Here is an 18986-nt window from a genome sequence, read left to right on the forward strand (position 1 = left end):
GGGCGGGGCAAGGTTCAGTGCTGCGACAGGGTGGAGGGGAGGGAGAACATCAGCCTCGGGCGCCGCCGGAGACGGTGATCAACGAGCCCCTGTCGGTGTTGCCGCTGGAGCCGGTGACACGGCTGATCGGTTGCATCACCTCCTCATTGCGCTTAGGAATGATGGTGGCCATCGCCGTCATCGGCCCGGTGCGGGTGGGATTGCGGCGGCGGGCCGAGGCCCCCTCCGTGCCGGTGACGCGCTTGCCCCGGTCCCAGTCGTCGCCGGTGATGTTCAGCCCGGCGGAAATGCCTTCGCCGGTGACACGGCTGGTGGGCCGGGCCTCTTCATCGAGCTGATCGGGGCACTGGGCACAGGGGGGGCTGCCACCTGGGGGCGGGGGGGAAGCACGGAGGTCTGGCGCCGCACGGCAGGCAGCGGCTGGGGCTCGGGGCCGCGCCGATCGAAGCGGGCGTGCTCGGTGCCGGTGACCTTGCCACCGGCCAGATCAAAAGGGCCGGTGATCCTGGCGCTGGTTTCGTAGCGGGTGCCGGTGACGGCGGAGCTTCGCTCCCGCTGTTGATGGGCGGCCCGTGCCGGTGACTGCACGCTGAACTCCTGCCAGGGCTGGGTTTCCAACGGTTGGGGGAAGTCGGCTTCGTGGCCCTGGGCAGCACTGCAGGCTTCGTTGTACTGATCGACGCCCACGTAGGGGGTGCCGGAAACGGGTTCGCAGGCCCCCTTTGAGGCACCGGTCATCACCCCACCGATGCCGGGTTGCAGACCGCTCATGCGGGGTCCGGGGGTGCCGGCGCGGGACGGAGTGCGTTGGCGGATGGCGCGCACCGCCGAGGAATCACACCAGGCGCTGGCCTGCTCCAGGCCGGCGTAGGGCGTGCCCGTGACGGCTTTGCAGGTGCCGGGCTCGTCGCCGGTGACCTTGGAGGAACGTCCGGTGTTGGTGCCCGAGACGATCAGCTGCTTGTTGGTGAGGCTGAAGCCCACCTTGGCCGCTTCGGGCTCAGGGCGGCCGCCGCAGAAGTTCTGGTACTGCTGGCTGCCGATGTACTCATCGCCGGTGACGCGACGGCAGGAGCCGGGCTCATCGCCGGTCACCTTGTCGCTGCGGCCCACCAGGGTGCCGGTGATGCCGGTGCCCCTCAGGGTCTGGACACTGGCCACCTTTGGAGGGGCCATGCCGGGGGTGCTGATCGAATCAGAGCCCACGTACTGGGTGCCGGTGGGCTGGATGCCGGCGCCGTGCTCATCACCGGTGACCCGCTCAGAGCGACCAACCATCACACCCGACACCGGCCTACCGGCCAGGGTCTGGCTGTGGCCCACCTTGCGGGGGCTGACGGAGGTGGTGCCGCAGTAGGCCGCCGCCTGGTTCGCCGAGATGTACTCGGTGCCGGTGATGGACTTGCAGGTGCCGGGTTCATCGCCGGTGACCTTCTCCGAGCGGCCCACTTCGTTGCCGGTGACGCGGTTGCCGTGGCTGGTGGCCGTGACGCGCACCTTGGCGGGCTGCAGGGCTTCGGGCTCGCTCTGGCAGAACGTGCGGAAAATATCCGCTCCCATGTACTCGGTGCCGGTGATCGGGCGGCAGGTGCTGGCCTCGTTGCCGGTCGTCTTCTCGGAGCGGTTGGCCTGGGTTCCGGTCACCACCTGACCGCGCACCGTTTCACTGGCGCCCACTTTCCAGCTGGCGTCCTGGGCGCCGGCCGCCTTGTTGGGACCGCGCCTCGGACCCGTGGGCCGGGTCACACCGGTACCTCGGCTGATGGCGCCGGCGCCGTTCTTGCTCTTGAGATCACGGATGCGGTGGGCAAGTTCCCGGCTGCTGATGTCGGGGTTCGACTGACGCACCACGGCGGCGGTGCCGCTGGAGCTGTTGGTGGAGGCCGACTTGCCGCGCTTGGAGAGGGCTTCGCGACGGGCCATGCCGATGGCGCGGCTGGGGTTGAACTGGGCGGAGCGCTTGGCTGTGGGCCGGTTGCCGTTGCTGCGGTAATCGCTGAGGGCAGCGGACGGGGGGGCGCTCAGGGATAGGGCGGGGCGGCTGGCGGCTGGCGGCGGGGAGCTCACAGGCGCAGGAGTGGGCGTGGCGACAGCGCGCAAGGCGCTGGCGTCACGGCTGCGGTCGCTGCTGGTATCGGCCCGCTTGCCCCGCTTGCTCAGGGCTTCCCGCCGGGCCATCACCAGATCCCGGCTGGGGTTGCTGATGGCGGCACGGTTGAGCTGGCGGGAGGGGGCTGAAGGTGCGTGGCCACTGCTGCTGCCACTGAACAGCGGCTTGGTAGGCCCCTCGGCTTCACGGCTGACGGCAGCGGCCACCGGTGTGATCGAGCGGGTGGGGCGGGCCTCAGCGGCGCTGCGGGTGCGGTTGGCACCGTTGGAATAGCGCTTCTCCGCCGTTTTTCCGGCTGTGGAGAGCGCCTTTCGGCGCGCAAGGGCCGCTTCGCGACTGGATTGAGATGCCATATCCGCCCTGTGAAGAAACAACCTGAACAAAGACAGCCGCAGAGAACTGGTGAATGGAGGGCCAGGGGCCTGGCCTGCCGCTCACACCGTTGTCTTGAGCCGCTGGAGGAATGAAGACGAAGGGCGGCAGGTTCCGGGGTGGCCGAAACCTGCCAACCGCTGGGATCAGCGTGCTTCGAAAACCACGAAGCAGGAGCCCTGGCTCTGGGTGTAGGCGTCGTAGCCCACCAGACGCACGTGATGGTCGGGGTAGGCGCGGTGGCAGGCCTCGAGCTCACTGACAATCACGCCCAGATCCTTCTCACCGAAGAAAGGCAGTTTCCAGTACGACCAGTAGGTCGACATCGAACGGCTGGGGTGGACGTGCTCCACCAGCGGGCTCCAACCCTGGGCAATGATGTAAGCAATCTGATCGTAGATCTCGTCCTGAGACATCGGCGGGAGGAAGCCGAAGGTCTCCAGGGTGGCGACTGTTTGATAGTCACCCACGGTGCTCTTGAAGGGCATGGGGATCCTTGTGGGGAATCAGGTGAATGCAGGCAAACCGGATGGATGGTTGTGACAGAGGGAAGGGAGAAACTCCGTTCCCTCAGGTCATCAACCCCGATTCAGTTGACGTCAAGTTTGTCGACGGTGTCGAACTCGAACTTGATTTCCTTCCAGGTCTCGAGCGCGATGGCGAGCTCGGGGCTGTGCTTCGCGGCTTCCAAGAGGATGTCGCGGCTTTCCTTCTCGATCTCGCGGCCGGCGTTGCGGGCCTTGACGCAGGCTTCGAGGGCCACGCGGTTGGCGGCGGCGCCAGCGGCGGAACCCCAGGGGTGGCCGTGGGTACCACCACCGAACTGCAGCACGGAATCGTCGCCGAAGATCGCCACCAGTGCGGGCATGTGCCACACGTGGATGCCGCCGGAGGCCACGGCGAAGACGCCGGGCATGGAACCCCAGTCCTGATCAAAGAAGTTACCGCGGCTGCGGTCTTCGGGAACAAAGGATTCACGCAGCTGGTCGATGAAGCCGAGGGTGGTCTGACGATCACCTTCGAGCTTGCCCACCACGGTGCCGGTGTGCAGCTGGTCACCACCGGAGAGGCGCAGGCACTTGGCCAGCACCCGGAAGTGAATGCCGTGCTTGGGGTGACGGTCGATCACCGCGTGCATGGCGCGGTGAATGTGCAGCAGCATGCCGTTCTTGCGGCACCACTTCGACAGACCGGTGTTGGCGGTGAAGCCACCGGTGATGTAGTCGTGCATGATGATGGGCTGGCCCAGTTCCTTGGCAAACTCGGCACGCTCATACATCTCCTCAGGAGTGGCGGCGGTGCAGTTGAGGTAGTGACCCTTCTTCTCGCCCGTTTCTTCCTGGGACAGCTGAACGGCTTCGGCCACGAACTCGAAACGGTTCTGCCAGCGCTGGAAGGGCTGGGAGTTGATGTTCTCGTCGTCCTTGGTGAAGTCGAGACCACCGCGGAGGCATTCGTACACCACCCGGCCGTAGTTCTTGCCGGAGAGACCCAGCTTCGGCTTGATCGTGCAGCCCAGCAGGGGACGGCCGTACTTGTTCATCCGGTCGCGCTCGACGCAGATGCCGTTCGGTGGGCCGGGGCAGGTCTTGATGAAGGCCATCGGGAAGCGGATATCTTCCAGACGGAGGTGGCGCAGGGCCTTGAAGCCGAACACGTTACCCACCAGTGAGGTGAGCACGTTGGTGATCGAGCCTTCCTCGAACAGATCCAGCGGATAGGCGATGAAGGCGTAAAACGACTCCTTGTCACCGGGGACGTCTTCGATGCGGTAGCAGCGGCCCTTGTAGAACTCCAGGTCGGTGAGGAGCTCGGACCACACGGTGGACCAGGTGCCGGTCGAAGATTCGGCGGCCACGGCAGCGGCCACTTCTTCCTTGGGAACGCCTTCCTGACCAGTGACCTTGAAGCAGGCCAGCAGGTCGGTGTCGAGGGGGATGTAGTCGGGAGTCCAGTACGTGTCCCTGTACTCCTTGACCCCAGCGTCGTACTTCTTGCTCATGGGGAAAATCTCCTTGTTGGTCGGGTGGGAATGATGAGAGTGCTGCGCTCCTTCAGGGGCGCGTCAGACATCAGTCCTTGGAACCCAGACCGAAGCTGCTGTTCAGGGCCGGCTCCACTTCACGGTGGGGGCGGGCAATGATGTGGGCGGCCACGAGGCCATCGCCCACGCGCTCACAGGCATCCGCGCCGGCTCGCACAGCTGCGTTGACAGCACCGGTTTCGCCACGCACCAGAACGGTCACGTAGCCGCCACCCACGAACTCACGGCCGATCAGACGCACTTCTGCGGCCTTGGTCATGGCGTCGGCCGCCTCGATGGCCGGCACGAGGCCGCGCGTCTCGATCATGCCGAGGGCGATGCCCATGGTTTCATTCGCCATTGCCTACTCCGGAAAAGGGTGGGGAGGTTCGCTAAGGACCATGCTCGGCGGCATACCCCCCCGTCAAGCGATTTGGAGGCTTTGAACGATCACGGTGCCTGGGGAGGTTGATAAGCCCTGCTCATGCACGGGTCGGGCCATCCCAGGAGCCTTTGTTTTGAAGACGTGTAACGAACCGCTGTGGGCCGGCTTCCGCGGTCAGCCGGCGCTCGGATCCCGAAGACTTGTCAACAGCCGCGGGTTTCCGCAGCGCAGTTGGCTAACCAGTAATGGATCACCGGTTCCCGCCCATGGCCCTGACGTCCACCCTGCCGCCCGTGCTGCGTGAAAGCGGACAGCGGGAGGTGTTCTGCGGCCTCACCTCGATCGTGTGGCTGCATAGGCGCATGCCCGACGCCTTTTTTCTGGTGGTGGGCTCGCGCACCTGTGCCCACCTGATCCAGTCGGCCGCCGGGGTGATGATCTTCGCTGAACCCCGCTTCGGCACGGCGATCCTGGGGGAGCGCGACCTGGCCGGACTGGCGGATGCCAACGAGGAACTCGACCGACTGGTGGGTGATCTGCTGGCGCGGCGGCCCGAGATTCGCACCCTCTTTCTGGTGGGCTCCTGCCCGTCGGAGGTGATCAAGCTGGATCTGGCCAAGGCCGCCGAGCGCATCAACACCCGCATGCAGGGTCGGGTGCGGGTGGTGAACTACTCCGGCAGTGGCATCGAAACCACCTTCACCCAGGGGGAGGACGGCGCCCTCACATCCCTGGTGCCCCTACTGCCCAGCAGCCCTGATCCCCAGTTGCTGATCGTGGGCACCCTGGCCGATGGGGTGGAGGAGCGCTTCCTCACCCTGTTTGCGCGCATGGGCCTGGAGTCGGTGCGCACCCTGCCACCGCGCCAGTCCACCGACCTGCCACCGGTGGGCCCGGGCACCCGCCTGCTGCTGGCCCAGCCCTTCGTGGCCGACACGGTGCGGGCCCTGGAGCGCCGCGGTGCCCAGCGCATCTCCGCCCCCTACCCGCTTGGGGTGGAGGGCAGCTGCGCCTGGATGGCGGCGGCAGCGGCGGCTTTCGGCATCGATCCCCAGCGGGTGGCCGAGGTGCTCGACCCCTTGGCGGAGCGGGGCCGGCGCGCCCTGGAGCCCCTGCGGCGCAAACTCGAAGGCAAGCGCCTGTTCCTGTTGCCCGACTCCCAGCTGGAGATTCCCCTGGCCCGTTTTCTGCACCGGGAGTGCGGCATGGAGCTGGTGGAGGTGGGCACCCCCTACCTCGACCGCCAGCTGATGGCCGAGGAGCTGCCGCTGTTGCCGGAGGGCACCCAGCTCAGCGAAGGGCAGGATGTGGAGAAGCAGCTGGAGCGCGTGCGCGCCAGCCGCCCTGATCTGGTGGTCTGCGGCATGGGTCTGGCCAATCCGCTCGAAGCGGAAGGTTTCGCCACCAAGTGGTCGATCGAGCTGGTGTTCAGCCCGATCCACGGCTGTGATCAGGCCGCTGACCTGGCTGAACTGTTCGCCCGTCCCCTCAACCGCCGGGAGTTGCTGCAATGGAACTGACCCTCTGGACCTACGAAGGCCCCCCCCACGTGGGTGCGATGCGCGTCGCCGCCTCGATGGAGGGCGTTCACTACGTGCTGCATGCCCCCCAGGGCGACACCTACGCCGACCTGCTGTTCACGATGATCGAGAGGCGCGACCGACGGCCCCCTGTCACCTACACCACCTTTCAGGCTCGCGATCTGGGCGGCGACACCGCTGAGCTGGTGAAGCGATCGATCCAGCAGGCGGTGGATCGCTTTCAGCCGGAGGCCCTGCTGGTGGGCGAAAGCTGCACGGCGGAGCTGATCCAGGACCAGCCGGGATCCCTGGCCCATGGCATGGATCTGGGGGTGCCGGTGGTGAGCCTTGATCTGCCCGCTTACTCCAAGAAGGAGAACTGGGGCGCCGCTGAAACCCTCTACCAGCTCTGCCGCGGGCTGCTCAAGGACCTGGTCCCCCCTCCCGGCACCGCCAAGCCGGGGCCCGAGCGCTGGAAGCAGGAGAACCGCCGTCCGCGGGTGAACCTGCTGGGCCCGAGCCTGCTGGGCTTCCGCTGCCGCGACGACGTGCGCGAACTGCGCAGCCTGCTGGCGGATCATGGCATCGATGTGAATGTGGTGGCTCCGCTTGGGGCCAGGCCGGCCGACCTGATCCGCCTGCCAGCCGCCGACGCCAACCTCTGCCTTTACCCAGAGGTGGCCGGTCCGCTCTGCAGCTGGCTGGAGCGCAACTTCGGCACTCCAGTGGTCCGCACGGTTCCGATCGGCATCGGAGCCACCGCTCAGTTCCTGCGGGAACTCTCCTCTCTGCTGGGCCTGGAGCCGCCGGAACTGCGCGAGGCCGACCGCAGCTCCAGGTTGCCCTGGTATTCCAAGTCGGTGGATTCCACCTACCTCACCGGCAAGCGGGTGTTCATCTTCGCCGACGCCACGCATGCGATCGCGGCAGCCCGCATCGCCTCACGTGAGCTGGGTTTCACGGTGGTGGGGCTGGGCAGCTACAGCCGTGAGCAGGCCCGCGAGGTGCGTGCCGCCGCCCAGGAGTTGGGCCTTGAGGCCCTGATCTCCGACGACTATCTGGCGGTGGAGCAGGCCATGGCTGATGCGGCACCGGAGCTGGTGCTCGGCACCCAGATGGAGCGCCACAGCGCCAAGCGACTGGGGATTCCCTGCGCGGTGATCAGCGCGCCGCTGCATGTGCAGGATGTGCCCGCCCGCTATGCCCCCCAGATGGGTTGGGAGGGGGCGAATGTGATCTTTGATTCCTGGGTGCACCCACTGATGATGGGTCTGGAGGAACACCTGATCGGCATGTTCCGCCATGATTTTGAATTCGTTGATGGCCATTTCAGTCATCTCGAGGGTGCGTCCGCCCCAGCGCTTCAGCCGCCAGCCACGGCGGCTGGGGAGGCGCCTGAGGTCACACCCCTCTCCGCCACGCCGGAGGGAGGCGCCCTGCGCTGGACGGCGTCCGGGGAAGCTGAACTCTCACGCATTCCCTTCTTTGTGCGGGGAAAAGTGCGGCGCAACACCGAGGCCTATGCCAACGAACGCGGTGTGGCGGAGATCACCGAGGAAACGCTCTACGAAGCCAAGGCCCATTTCAGCCGTTGAGCGGGCTGACGCGATTCGGGTGAGCATTTCAAGATCCCGATTGTCGTGATGTTTCGGTTTGAGCCAGAGCCAGCATCTGCCTGCCTGGCTGCACTTTGATGTAAGCATTGCCGATGTCGACTCGGCCAAGGACGTGTTATGACCACAACTCTGCCGCCCAAGCAGACGACAGCCGCCGCCAAGGCGGGCGCCAGCAGCCATGAGGATGGTGAAGGCAGCCTCCAGGTGCATCAGGACGCCTCGATGAACATCGAGGAAGGTGCTCTGGTGATCGCTGTCTATGGCAAGGGGGGGATCGGCAAGTCCACCACCTCCTCCAACCTGTCCGCGGCGTTTTCCAAGCTTGGCAAGCGGGTGCTTCAGATCGGCTGTGATCCCAAGCACGACAGCACCTTCACCCTCACCAAGAAAATGGTGCCCACGGTGATTGATATCCTCGAAACCGTGGATTTCCATACCGAGGAACTGCGCCCCGAAGATTTTGTGTTCGAGGGCTATAACGGGGTCATGTGCGTGGAATCCGGTGGGCCACCGGCGGGCACAGGCTGCGGCGGCTATGTCACCGGCCAAACGGTGAAGCTCCTCAAGGAGCACCACCTGCTTGAGGACACCGATGTGGTGATTTTCGATGTGCTGGGTGACGTGGTCTGTGGTGGTTTTGCGGCCCCGCTGCAGCATGCCAATTACTGCCTGATCGTTACCGCCAACGATTTTGATTCGATCTTTGCGATGAATCGGATCATGCAGGCGATCAATGCCAAGGCCAAGAACTACAAGGTTCGGCTCGGTGGTGTGATTGCCAATCGCTCAGAGGAGACCGATCAGATCGATCGCTTCAACGAGCGCACCGGCCTGCGCACCATGGCCCATTTCAAAACGGTGGATGCGATCCGTCTCTCCCGCCTGAAGAAATGCACCATCTTTGAGATGGAGCCCAGCCCTGAGGTGGAGGCCGTTCAGCAGGAGTATCTCAGCCTGGCTCAGAAGATGCTCAGCAACGTGGAGCCCCTGGAAGCCGAATCACTCAAGGATCGTGAGATCTTCGACCTGCTCGGATTCGATTGAGCCTCGCCCGGCCTGCGTGAGGCCGGGTTTCAGATCTCGGCGGCGGCCCGCTCCACCAGGCGGCGGGCCACGGCCTGAACACCGGTGTGGGCATAGGTGTCAGTGAAGGCATCGAGGAACACCGCCAGTTGATCCATGCGGCCCTGCCACGGGCCCAGGGTCGTTTCCAGGGCCTGAACAGCGCGCTGGCCACTGAGCCCTAGCTGCGACACCAGTCCGTCGGCCCAGCTCACCCACTGCTCCACACCCCGGCGTATGAAGCCGATGTGGGCCTGGTCACCACGGCCCGGCATCAGGCCGGCCATGCGCCCGTAGGCGGGAAGCTGGCGCAACTGGCTGACGCTGGCCTGCCCCAGCAGCCCATCCAGGCGCTGCAGGGCCTGATCTCCAAGGGGCAGCAGACCATCAAAGCTGACCAGGGCGGCCATGCGCAGCCGTGCCTCTGAGCCGTAGTCGGCCAGGGCGGCGGCGAAGTCGGCGAAGCTGTCACCGGGGAGGCCGTTCACCTGGGTGAAGGCCAGCAGTTCAGCAGACACCTTCAGCCCCAGGTCCACCGCCTGCAGCGTGTCCCCCGGAGGTGTGAGATCGGCTATGCGTTTCAGCAGCGGCACGCCGGCGCTCAAACCCGCCAGGACCCGTAGTCCAGCCGTGGCGTGCTGGGAGCGATTGACGGCGTCGTAGACGCTCAGGGCCCTGCCATAGCCTTCATGGCGAGCCCTGCTGAGTTGGTCGGCCCGGGCTCGCACCTGGGCGATCAGGGTTGGGTCGTTGCTGCCGATCACCGATTCGATCAGGGCTTCAGCGCTGGTGACGTTGCTCCAGCCACCGGGAACCAGCAGGCTCAGGCCCTGGAGTGAGAGCACGGTTAAGCCCCGCCTCGGCAGGCGCTCCAGGCGGGTGAGAACGGGGGAGCCCATGGCCTCAGCTGCGGGGGATGGTTGGAGTGGCCAGGGAGGCCAGCCCCTGGAGATCAAATTCGCTCAGCACGTCGTGGCGGTGGGATGCATCCAGGCAGTTGCCCTGCTCGATCACCTTCACCTGGAAGCGATCAGCCACCAGCAGGGCACTGGCATGGGGCCCCTGCTCCACCAGTGGCCAACCCTTGAGCTGCTCCCTGGCCTGCTCGAACTTGGCCATGGCTTCCGGTGCAGTGATCGTGTCGGAGATGGCCAGCAGGGCAATCAGCTGGTCTCCCTGTTTCAGACGAGCCTCGCTGAACCCGCGCTTCTCCTGCGACATCGTCACGCGGAATTCAGGATCCGAAGCTGGAAACAGCTGGTTGAACTTGCTGCCGTTCACCACCTGCTGCAGCGGCACATCACCGACCGTTCCACCGGGCAACCACTCGCTGAAGGGCAGCAGAAGCGCCCCCCCCAGCAGCAGTCCACCGACGAGCAAAAAACCGAGAACCCAGCGAAGCGGACGGGGCATCACCATCACACGGACCTCAGGCGAGACCGACGAGTTTCATGGACAGGTCCCAGGTTTTAGCAGCGGTTTCGGGATCGCTGGCCTTCTCCGAGAGTTCCTGAATGAACTGTTGACCATTGGTCTTCTGGCGATTGCCCCAGCTCCAGTGCGCTCCCGAGACGGCGAAGTCTGGATCGGCCACCACCTGGGCCACCCGTTCACCAGCCAGCTCCTGAGTCACATAACCGCCGGTGATGTTTTTCTGGAACCAGGGGAAGATCGTCTGAAAGGTCTTGGGGGTATTGCGGAACAGGGGCGTGTCGGCCACGCAGCCGGGGTACAGCGAGCTGAAGATGATGCCCGTGGAGCTGTGCAGGCGGCGGTGCAGCTCCTGGGTGGTGATCATGTTGCAGAGCTTGCTGTCCTTGTAGGCCTTGCCGGGCTTGAAGACCTTGCCGCTGGCCATGCTGATCGGTGCCTTGAAGCCTGCCTCGAAGCCGGAGAGGTCGCCCAGGTCGGCGGGGGCTGGGATCGGAATCTTGCCGCCCAGCTCCTTGGAGTTGGCCGTCACCGTTCCCAGGATCACCAGCCGGCGCGAGGGGTGGCTGGACTTCTTCAGGTCGTCGAGCAGGGCATGGATCAGCAGAAAATGACCGAAATGATTGGTGGCCATCGAGATCTCGTAGCCCTGGGGTGAGCGTTCGGGTTGCTTCAGCCGTGGTTTGTACATGGCGGCATTGCAGACCAGCGCATCAAGGCTGCGGCCCGTGGCATGGAAGGCCTGCACCAGCTGGTGCACACTCTCAAGGTCACCCAGATCCACCTGCAGGTGGGTGAGAGAGCTCTCAGGGATCGCCAGGGAGCTGGCGGCCGCCCTGGCTTTGCTCAGATCACGGCAGGCCATCACCACATGCCAGCCCCGCTGGGCCAGGGCTTTGGCGGCGTACAGGCCCACCCCGGAGGAGGCTCCGGTGATCATCACGATGCCACTCTGGACGGTGCCGCTCTGGGCGGCATTGCCCGCAGCGGGACTGGGGGCTGCAGAAGGGGTGGGAGCGCTGGAAGCTGACGCCATCGGGGCGCGTCGATGCAGGGGGCCTCAACCTAAGGACAAGGCCAGCGGCCAGTGCTGAGGGCTAGGCGAAGTTCAACACAAGGTCACGTTCAAGCAAAGCAACCGCTGAACTCCCTGTTGAATCAGCGCGGAAGCTGGGCTGGGAGCGGTTTGGTGCTGATCAGGGGCCTGGCGGTTGAAGTTGGGGCGGGTTTGGAGTCGGTGGGGTCGTTCCAGACCACCCGCAGTCGATCAGGGGCGATCCACTGATCCTGCTCGCGGATCAGATGTTGCTCGCCGGAGGTGACGAAGAGTTGATCGAAGCGGTTTTGGGCCTTCTGCAATTTGGCCTGCTCGATCTGAAGAATGGCACTCAGTTCGTCGTGCTGGCTCAGGCGCTGTTGGTAGGCGCCAGCCAAATGCACCAGGCTGAGGCCCGCCAGCAACGTCATGCCCAGCTTGACACTGAGGCCAATCATGCTACACAGCAGCTCCTGCCTTGCGGTGGAATCCTGGCGGAAGGCCGCCGCCGCTGCCGTACTGATGGGCTGGGCAACCGGGGGACGCGAGGCTGTCCGTCCCCTGGATGAGGTCTGACGCCTCGGGGTGGGCACGGGCCTGAGCTGCTGCGCGGCGGACAAGGGGGAGAAGGAGAAGTTATGGCCCGCTTCTAGCAGCTCAGGCACGAGCTGCCAAGGGCGAGCTCTGGATTCAGGCCCTGTAGAGGCTGACGGAGAGACGAATCGCCAGAATGCCGGCGTGGGCGGCGACCACCAGGGCGATCAGAATCTCTGCCTGGCTGAGTGTTGTGACCATGGCCAACGATGGGAAACAGATGTCGCCACCATTGTTCGGCTCCGTTCCGCCCGAAGCCATTGCGTGGCTTCGGGCTGTCACAGCTCTTGATGGCCCAACCTCCCTCCAGCCTCTCTGTTTCCGCCGAAAGCGTGCGCAGCCTGGATCTCTCGCCTCTGCAGCCCTGGAGCGCGTGCGCCCCAGCTGATCTGCTCGCCGCAGCCGGCGCCCTGGATCTCTCCTTCGACTGGCCCCTTCAACCGGAGGATCCCCGCGAGCTCTCCGAACTGCCGGAGCTGCGCCTCTGGAGTCTGCGGGCCGATGCCCTTCACCCCTGGCTGCCGCTGGTGCTCGACCGCAGCGGTGGTCAGCTCTGCCGCCATGTGGCGATGGTTCTGCCCCACGGTTTCAGCCGCCATGAGGGGATCCGCTTCGCACCCGAGAGCCTGGAGCTCTGGATCACCCATCGCTTCTTCCTGCTGGATCACTGGAGCCAGGAGCGGGGATTGAACTGCCGCCAGGGGCTCGCCCAGATGGCCGCAGTGCTGGGCTTCGAGCTCGATCCCAGCTTCTGGGAGTCGATCAGCCCAGCAGCAGGCTGAGGGCCCGCCGGCCGCTATCGAGGGCCAACAGCGCCGTGAGACCGCGCAGCAGCTGCACCAGCAGGGTCTCCGGCACCCGATCCAGCCGGGCCGCCGACCAGCGGGCCGCCACGGAGGCCGTTCCCCCCAGGGTCAGGGCGATGGCCCCCTGGGCCTTGGCCAGGGCCAGAAAGGTCACCGACGCGGCCGTCGCCGAGCAGAGCACTGCCAGGGTGCTCAGGCGGATCGCCTCGCGCACGGGCAGCCGCAGGACGCCCATCATCAGGGGCACCATCAGCAGACCGCCCCCAACCCCCAGCAGACCCCCCGCAAGGCCGGCCACGCTTCCCACCAGGGCGAGGGCGGGCCATGGCGGAGCTGGCGCCTCCGCTCCCTCCAGCTCAGGGCCGGAACGTGGGGTGATCGTCAATGTGATGGTCGCGTACATCAGGGCCTGCAGGCCCAGCAGCTGCCAGCCGCTGAGCAGTCCCCCCAGTTGGCTGAACAGCAGACCGCTCAGGGCGGCGCTGAGGCCGATGGCCAGGCCCGCCGCCGGCTGCACCCGACCCTGGCGCAGGTGCAACCAGGTCCCCCCCAGGGTGGTGGGCACGATCGCCAGGGTGCTGGTGGCCAGGGCCTGATGGGGCGGAAGGCCCACCAGCAGCAGAATCGGTGAGAACACCAGACCGCCGCCGATGCCCAGCAGTCCCGAGAGCAGCCCGGCCACCACACCGAGGGGCACCAGCACCAGCAGATCACTCAGCATGATCGGGTCTCATTGGCAGCCGCCCGGTGGCACCAGCATCCCCTGCTGACCCCCAATTCCCGCGCAGCTGGCGCTGGATCCCGCCCCTGTGTCTGCGCGGCGACTGGCAGATGGCGATCGACGACTGGTTGCTGGATCAGCTGCTGCTCAAGCCTGATCAGGGGGTGGTGCGCCTCTACACCTGGAGCCGGCCGACGCTGTCCCTCGGCCATCACCAGCGCAGCATCGCCCCCGCCTGGCGGCGGGCGGCCAGCCTTGGCCGTGTTGAGCTGGTGCGGCGGCCCAGTGGTGGCGGCGCCGTGCTCCATGGCGGCAGCCTCACCTACGCCCTGCTCTGGCCCGATGCCCCCCGCCAGCGCCAGAGGGCCTATGGCCTGGTCTCTGCCTGGCTGGCGCAGGCGCTGGCGCACCTGGGGCTTGCCCTGACGCCGGGCCAGGAGGCCGCTACCGAGTCCTCCGCCAACTGCTTCGCCAGCAGCACCGCCGCTGATCTGGTGGGCGCTGATGGTCTGAAGCGGGTGGGCAGCGCCCAGCTCTGGCGCCGGAGGAAGCTGCTGCAGCACGGCAGTGTGCTGATCGACCCACCCGTTGACCTCTGGCGCGAGTTATTGGGCTCCCCACCGGCAGCACCAGCCGCCGCCCAGGCGATCTCCCCGGCGGTGCTGGAGCAGCAACTGCGCCTCGCGGCGGCCAAGCGCCTGGGGGGAGGCCCATGGCTGTTGGAGCCGCTGGCGAGCAGGGAATGGGCGGAGATCGATCGCCGCCGCCACCGCTTCCGGCTCACCTGAGGCATCGCCCGGTGCCCGGTGAGAGGCGATCAGCCCTCGCCGCTCTCGGCGATCCCCCGGGCCACCTGGGCCAGGGCCAGGCCGAGGGGGTAGCTGCCCTGACGCCGGGCGGCCTCCAGCAAAGGTGGCGGCAGCCGCAAGCCCAGACGGGCCAGCACCACCTCCGAGAGTTCAGGGCGCTCCAGGGTGCCGCTGGGCAGGCCCGCCGAGCTCAGCACCAGCAGACGATCGACACCGGGCTCATCCAGCTGCAGGGCGGCCTGCCAGAGGGGCGCGTCGTGCTGGATGCTCGGAAGGCTGCTCAGGGGCTCGATGTGGTCGAGAACCCGCTCCTGATCCCAGCGCTGAACCGGCAGCGATTGCAGCGGGTCATCACCGATCACCCCTTTCCAGCGCCCCCGCTCGCAGACCAGCACCCAGTCAGGAAGACCCTCGCCGTCGTCCCGCCGCATCCGCGAAAGCTCCCGCAGGGGGGCATCGCCCTCCAGCACCCGGAAGCGGCGGCGGGAGGCCTCAGCGACCTTGAGATCTCTGAGGGCCTTCTGCAGGGCCAGCAGCTGGATCTGATTTCTGGAGGCCCCCAGCCCGAACCAGCCGAGCATGATCAGCCAGAAGGCGCCCAGTCCGCCGCCCCGCAGCAGCAGCAGGGTGCCCATGCCCACGGCCATCAGCGAGAGGAAGCGGCCCATGGCGGCGGCCACCTGAACGCCACGCCTCTGGCTGCCGGTCCATTGCCACACCAGCGCCTTGAGGATCAGGCCCCCGTCCAGTGGCAGGCCCGGCAGCAGGTTGAACAGGGCCAGCACCAGGTTGAGGGAGCCCAGCTGGCTGACCATTTCCCCCAGCAGGGGTGAAGCATGGGCCAGCGCATGGCTGCTGCCCAGAAACAGTGCCGCCAGCAGCAGGCTCACCAGGGGACCCGCGGCGGCCACCTGCAGGGCCGCCATCGCCGTGCTGCATTCCCTCTCGACACTGGCCACCCCACCCAGCAGGAACAGGGTGATGCTGCGCACTTTCACCCCATGGGCGATGGCCACCAGGGAGTGCCCCAGCTCATGCAGCAGCACGGACACGAACAGCAGCAACGCCGTGGAGAGTGCCAGCAGCCAGAGGCCCGCACTGCTGGCCTGTCCTGCCAGCTCCATGCCGTACTGCTGATGGAAGCCCAGGGTGGCGAGCACCAGAATCACGAACCAGCTGGGGTGGATGCGCAGTGGGATGCCACGGATCTTGAGGAGCTGCCAACCTTCACCCACGCGCTGCTGTCCTGCCGAGGCCCAGGCAGGTCCTGGGCGATGTACCTCTGATCCTAGAAAGGAAGGCCCTGAGCCACCCATCCTGTCCTCCCCCCTGTTGAAGATCTGCGGCCTGCGCCAGAGCGCCCAGGCTCGGGCGGTGGCCCAGCTGGGGGTGGATGCCATCGGGGTGATCGCAGTGCCCTCGTCTCCGCGCTGGCTTGCCCCGGATCGGCGGCTGGAGCTGTTCGAGGCGATGAGATCCGGCCAGCCTGACTGCCGGGGAGTGCTGGTGCTGGCGGATCCCGGCGACGAGCTGGACGCTCAGCTGGATCCGGGTCAGGGCCACCAGGTTCTGCAGCTGCATGGGCGGGAATCCCCCGCCCGCTGCCGAGAGCTGGCGGCACGAACCGGTTGCTCGATCTGGAAGGCCCTGCACATTCGCCGCCCCCAGGATCTCGAGCGGGTCAACGAATATGGGGGTGTGGTGGAGGCGGTACTGCTGGACGCCTGGGTCCCTGGCCAGCTGGGGGGCAGCGGTCAGCAGATTCCTGCCGCCTGGCTGGCGGGATTTCGCCCAGGCCTGCCCTGGTGGCTGGCCGGCGGTGTGGGACCAACCAATGCCGCTGAGCTGATGGAGGCCTTTGCCCCAGATGGACTGGATGTATCCAGTGGTGTTGAGCGCTCAGCTGGCGACAAAGATCTGGATCTGGTGCGCGCTCTGATGCAGGTGGTGAGGGGTGAAGACGCCCCTCGACCTGGATGAACTCACGGCATGACAGGGGGCTGAACTCAGGTGCTGAGAACCGCTTCCTGCTGCTTCACCAGTTCAAAGAACTCCTGCTTGAGGCTGGGGTCGTGACGGAAATCGCCCCGCACCACCGAATTGACCATGCTGGTCTGAGGTTCTTTGACCCCACGCCACTTCATGCAGTAGTGCTGGGCTTTGACCAGGATCGCCAGACCCTGGGGCTTGCACAGCCGCTCGATCTCATCGGCGAGGATCATGACGGCCTCCTCCTGGATGTGCGGGCGGGAGAAGACCCAGTCAACCACCCGGGCGAATTTGGAGAGACCAATCACCCGATCACCGGGTTTGATCCCGATCCAGCAGTTGCCCAGAATAGGCACCAAGTGGTGGGAACATGCCGAGCGGATGCTGATCGGCCCCACCGTGTAAATCTCATCCAGGTGTTTGACGTTGGGGAAGCTGGCGATCTTGGGTTGCTTGTGATAGCGACCCTTGAACACCTCATGGAGATACATCCGGGCGACCCGTTCGGCGGTCTCCTCGGTGTTGTGATCGTTGTCAATATCAATGACGAGGCTGCGCAGCATCTCGCGCACTTTGCCGGCCACCTCGATCTCAAGCTGATCGAGTTCTCCCTCGAGCAGATGATCAGCCACGTTGTCGTTGGCGAAGTAGGGCACGCCAGCCTGGACCAGGCGCTCACGAATGCGCGCACTGACGGGACCTGGGGCCGCGTCGGGGGTGATCGACCTGGAGCTGGGGTTGGAGGGGATGGTGGATGTCATGAAAAACTCAGAAGACGCCAGAGGCGGGCATGAGGGTCAGGTCCTCCACCACCTGGAACGGAGGCTGCTGGGCAAGGAACAGCAGGGCTTCCGCGGCTTGATCGGCATCAAGCATGGCACGGCGATCGAAGGAACTGTGGACGGTTTCCGTCACCCAAAGGGGGGTGTCAACCGCGCCGAGGGTGAGGGTGGAGACGCGAATGCCATGGCGGCGTTCTTCGGCGGCGAGACAGCGGCTGAACGATTCCAGGGCCGCCTTGGTGGTGCAGTAGGCCCCCCATTCGGGGAATGCATTCCTGGCGGCATGACTGCTCACATTGATGATCAGGCTGGAGTCATGTTGGCGTAATCCAGGCAGAACCGCCTGACACACCTGGAACACGCTGGTGAGATTGAGTTGAAGCAACCACTGCCATGAGGCGAGCTCCATGCTGGCCAGCTCACCGGTGTAAGCGGCGCCGGCATTGTTGATCACCACCGTGGGCTGCAGACCGCGACCCAACAGATCCGCCAGCTGGGCTGGCAGTCTCTGGGCATCGGTGAGATCAGCGGCTAGCCATTCCACTCGCCTGCCGCCGGTCAGGAGGGGAGCCGCCACGGTCTCAAGGTCGCTGCTAGAGCGCGCCAGGAGCAGAAGGTCCCAACCAGCGGCGGCAAAACGGCTGGCGGCGGCGGCTCCGATGCCCCTGGAGGCACCGGTGATCAATACAGAAGCCAATAAGGATGCGTCTCGACTAGAAGCTTAAGGGTTTGACACAGGTTCCGTGGCCTCTGGATCGAGGATCCGCCCCATGCGCCGGAACTTGGCGTAACGCTGCTCCAGCAGCTCGGCTTCGCTGAGCTGAGCCAGTTCCTTGAGGTGCTGCACAAGGGCGGCGCGCAGGGTTTCGGCGGCCTGAAGCGGTGCCCAGTGGTTCCCGCCGGATGGTTCGATCATCACCGAGTCGATCACTCCCAGCTGCAGCAGATCGTTGGCAGTGATGCGCAGGGCAGCGGCGGCAGCTGGGGCCTGGGCCGCATCCCGCCAGAGGATGGAGGCGCAGGCCTCTGGACTGGCCACGGTATAGACGCTGTGCTCGAACATCAGCAGACGGTCGGCGACGCCGATGCCGAGGGCACCGCCGGAGCCCCCTTCACCGATCACCGTGGCGATCACAGGAACCCGCAGACTGAACATCTCGCGCAGATTCACGGCGATCGCTTCTCCCTGCCCCTGCTCTTCAGCGAGCACTCCGGCATAGGCACCAGGGGTGTCGATGAAGCTGAGGATCGGCAGACGGAAGCGATCGGCATGCTCCATCAGCCGCAGGGCCTTGCGGTAGCCACCCGGGGAGGCCATGCCGAAATTCCTGGCCACGTTCTCTTTGGTGTCGCGGCCTTTCTGGTGGCCGATCAGGACGACCCCCTGGTCACCGATGCGGCCGACGCCGCCTACCAGGGCCTGATCGTCGGAGCCGCGACGATCGCCGTGCAACTCGAACCATTCATCGGTGATCACCTGGATGTAATCCAAGGTGCTGGGCCGCTGGGGGTGGCGGGCCACCTGGATCTTCTGAGCTGGACTCAGTGACTGAAAGATCTCCACCCGTCGGCGGGCCGCCAGGGTTTCCAGCTGCAGCAGTTGCTGACTGACATCTACCTCTGAATCCCTGGCCAGTTGGCGGATCTGTTCGATCTGATCCTCCAGTTCCACCAGGGGTTTTTCAAACTCGAGCAGAGGACGGCGGGCCATGGCGTGGGAGGGAGGGAGG

The 18986-nt window shown here is 65.9% G+C and carries 19 protein-coding genes and 1 pseudogene; 6 read left to right on the plus strand and 14 right to left on the minus strand.

Annotation, left to right across the window (positions count from 1 at the left end):
• Positions 1–49: 49 nt before the first annotated feature.
• The 4 genes and pseudogenes from KBY67_RS13355 to KBY67_RS13370 all read right to left on the minus strand — a co-directional run bounded on the left by KBY67_RS13355 (position 50) and on the right by KBY67_RS13370 (position 4866).
• A pseudogene (locus KBY67_RS13355) lies at positions 50–2463 on the minus strand (CsoS2 family carboxysome shell protein).
• Positions 2464–2628: 165 nt separating this feature from the next.
• Positions 2629–2970 carry a ribulose bisphosphate carboxylase small subunit gene (locus KBY67_RS13360; protein ID WP_255111567.1) on the minus strand — a complete coding sequence of 114 codons (342 nt, stop codon included), beginning with the start codon at positions 2968–2970 and terminating at the stop codon, positions 2629–2631.
• Positions 2971–3071: 101 nt separating this feature from the next.
• Complete coding sequence (locus KBY67_RS13365; RefSeq protein WP_255111569.1) at positions 3072–4484, minus strand: form I ribulose bisphosphate carboxylase large subunit; 1413 nt, start codon at positions 4482–4484, stop codon at positions 3072–3074.
• Positions 4485–4554: 70 nt separating this feature from the next.
• Entirely contained in the window at positions 4555–4866 is a 312-nt protein-coding gene (locus KBY67_RS13370; protein ID WP_015107695.1) for a BMC domain-containing protein, read from the minus strand.
• 290 nt (positions 4867–5156) lie between these two features.
• Between KBY67_RS13370 and KBY67_RS13375 the strand changes: the two genes are divergently transcribed.
• From KBY67_RS13375 to bchL, 3 genes are all read left to right on the plus strand, one after another.
• Positions 5157–6410, plus strand: coding sequence for a ferredoxin:protochlorophyllide reductase (ATP-dependent) subunit N (locus tag KBY67_RS13375; protein WP_255111570.1), 1254 nt, complete (start codon positions 5157–5159; stop codon positions 6408–6410).
• Positions 6401–8005, plus strand: a complete 1605-nt coding sequence (locus KBY67_RS13380; protein WP_255111571.1) for a ferredoxin:protochlorophyllide reductase (ATP-dependent) subunit B — start codon at positions 6401–6403, stop codon at positions 8003–8005. The genes KBY67_RS13375 and KBY67_RS13380 overlap by 10 nt, the downstream gene beginning before the upstream one ends.
• A gap of 138 nt (positions 8006–8143) precedes the next feature.
• Positions 8144–9070, plus strand: a complete 927-nt coding sequence (bchL, locus tag KBY67_RS13385; RefSeq protein ID WP_255111572.1) for a ferredoxin:protochlorophyllide reductase (ATP-dependent) iron-sulfur ATP-binding protein — start codon at positions 8144–8146, stop codon at positions 9068–9070.
• 29 nt (positions 9071–9099) lie between these two features.
• Here bchL and KBY67_RS13390 read toward each other — a convergent pair whose 3' ends face one another.
• The 5 genes from KBY67_RS13390 to psaM all read right to left on the minus strand — a co-directional run bounded on the left by KBY67_RS13390 (position 9100) and on the right by psaM (position 12350).
• Complete coding sequence (locus tag KBY67_RS13390) at positions 9100–9987, minus strand: hypothetical protein (RefSeq protein ID WP_255111573.1); 888 nt, start codon at positions 9985–9987, stop codon at positions 9100–9102.
• 4 nt (positions 9988–9991) lie between these two features.
• Positions 9992–10501: a hypothetical protein gene (locus tag KBY67_RS13395; protein ID WP_255111574.1), complete on the minus strand. Its 510-nt coding sequence runs from the start codon at positions 10499–10501 to the stop codon at positions 9992–9994.
• A gap of 16 nt (positions 10502–10517) precedes the next feature.
• Positions 10518–11459, minus strand: coding sequence for a protochlorophyllide reductase (locus tag KBY67_RS13400; protein WP_255111585.1), 942 nt, complete (start codon positions 11457–11459; stop codon positions 10518–10520).
• A gap of 218 nt (positions 11460–11677) precedes the next feature.
• Positions 11678–12013 carry a hypothetical protein gene (locus KBY67_RS13405; protein ID WP_255111575.1) on the minus strand — a complete coding sequence of 112 codons (336 nt, stop codon included), beginning with the start codon at positions 12011–12013 and terminating at the stop codon, positions 11678–11680.
• Positions 12014–12245: 232 nt separating this feature from the next.
• Positions 12246–12350, minus strand: coding sequence for a photosystem I reaction center subunit XII (psaM, locus tag KBY67_RS13410; RefSeq protein WP_255111577.1), 105 nt, complete (start codon positions 12348–12350; stop codon positions 12246–12248).
• 89 nt (positions 12351–12439) lie between these two features.
• Between psaM and KBY67_RS13415 the strand changes: the two genes are divergently transcribed.
• Positions 12440–12931, plus strand: coding sequence for a CRR6 family NdhI maturation factor (locus KBY67_RS13415; protein ID WP_255111578.1), 492 nt, complete (start codon positions 12440–12442; stop codon positions 12929–12931).
• Here KBY67_RS13415 and KBY67_RS13420 read toward each other — a convergent pair.
• On the minus strand, positions 12912–13676 hold the full coding sequence (locus KBY67_RS13420) for a sulfite exporter TauE/SafE family protein (RefSeq protein WP_255111579.1): 765 nt from the start codon (positions 13674–13676) through the stop codon (positions 12912–12914). The genes KBY67_RS13415 and KBY67_RS13420 overlap by 20 nt on opposite strands.
• 26 nt (positions 13677–13702) lie before the next feature.
• On the opposite strand from KBY67_RS13420, the gene KBY67_RS13425 reads away from it, so the two are divergent.
• Positions 13703–14464: a lipoyl protein ligase domain-containing protein gene (locus KBY67_RS13425; protein WP_255111580.1), complete on the plus strand. Its 762-nt coding sequence runs from the start codon at positions 13703–13705 to the stop codon at positions 14462–14464.
• A 29-nt stretch (positions 14465–14493) separates the two neighbouring features.
• Here KBY67_RS13425 and KBY67_RS13430 read toward each other — a convergent pair whose 3' ends face one another.
• A complete protein-coding gene (locus KBY67_RS13430) occupies positions 14494–15720 on the minus strand; it encodes a site-2 protease family protein (protein WP_255111581.1) in 1227 nt (408 codons plus the stop codon).
• Between the two features lie 97 nt (positions 15721–15817).
• Here KBY67_RS13430 and KBY67_RS13435 point away from each other — a divergent pair, with 97 nt between their 5' ends.
• Complete coding sequence (locus tag KBY67_RS13435; protein ID WP_255111582.1) at positions 15818–16465, plus strand: phosphoribosylanthranilate isomerase; 648 nt, start codon at positions 15818–15820, stop codon at positions 16463–16465.
• Positions 16466–16491: 26 nt separating this feature from the next.
• Here KBY67_RS13435 and folE read toward each other — a convergent pair whose 3' ends face one another.
• From folE to KBY67_RS13450, 3 genes are read right to left on the minus strand one after another with little or no spacing between them, the layout of a single operon-like run.
• Positions 16492–17235, minus strand: a complete 744-nt coding sequence (gene folE, locus KBY67_RS13440; protein WP_255111583.1) for a GTP cyclohydrolase I — start codon at positions 17233–17235, stop codon at positions 16492–16494.
• A gap of 7 nt (positions 17236–17242) precedes the next feature.
• Positions 17243–17953, minus strand: coding sequence for an SDR family oxidoreductase (locus tag KBY67_RS13445; protein WP_255111584.1), 711 nt, complete (start codon positions 17951–17953; stop codon positions 17243–17245).
• Positions 17954–17977: 24 nt separating this feature from the next.
• Positions 17978–18967, minus strand: coding sequence for an acetyl-CoA carboxylase carboxyltransferase subunit alpha (locus KBY67_RS13450; protein ID WP_255111586.1), 990 nt, complete (start codon positions 18965–18967; stop codon positions 17978–17980).
• Between the last annotated feature and the right edge of the window lie 19 nt (positions 18968–18986).

Source organism: Synechococcus sp. RedBA-s, assembly GCF_024345495.1.
Lineage (GTDB): Bacteria > Cyanobacteriota > Cyanobacteriia > PCC-6307 > Cyanobiaceae > Regnicoccus_A.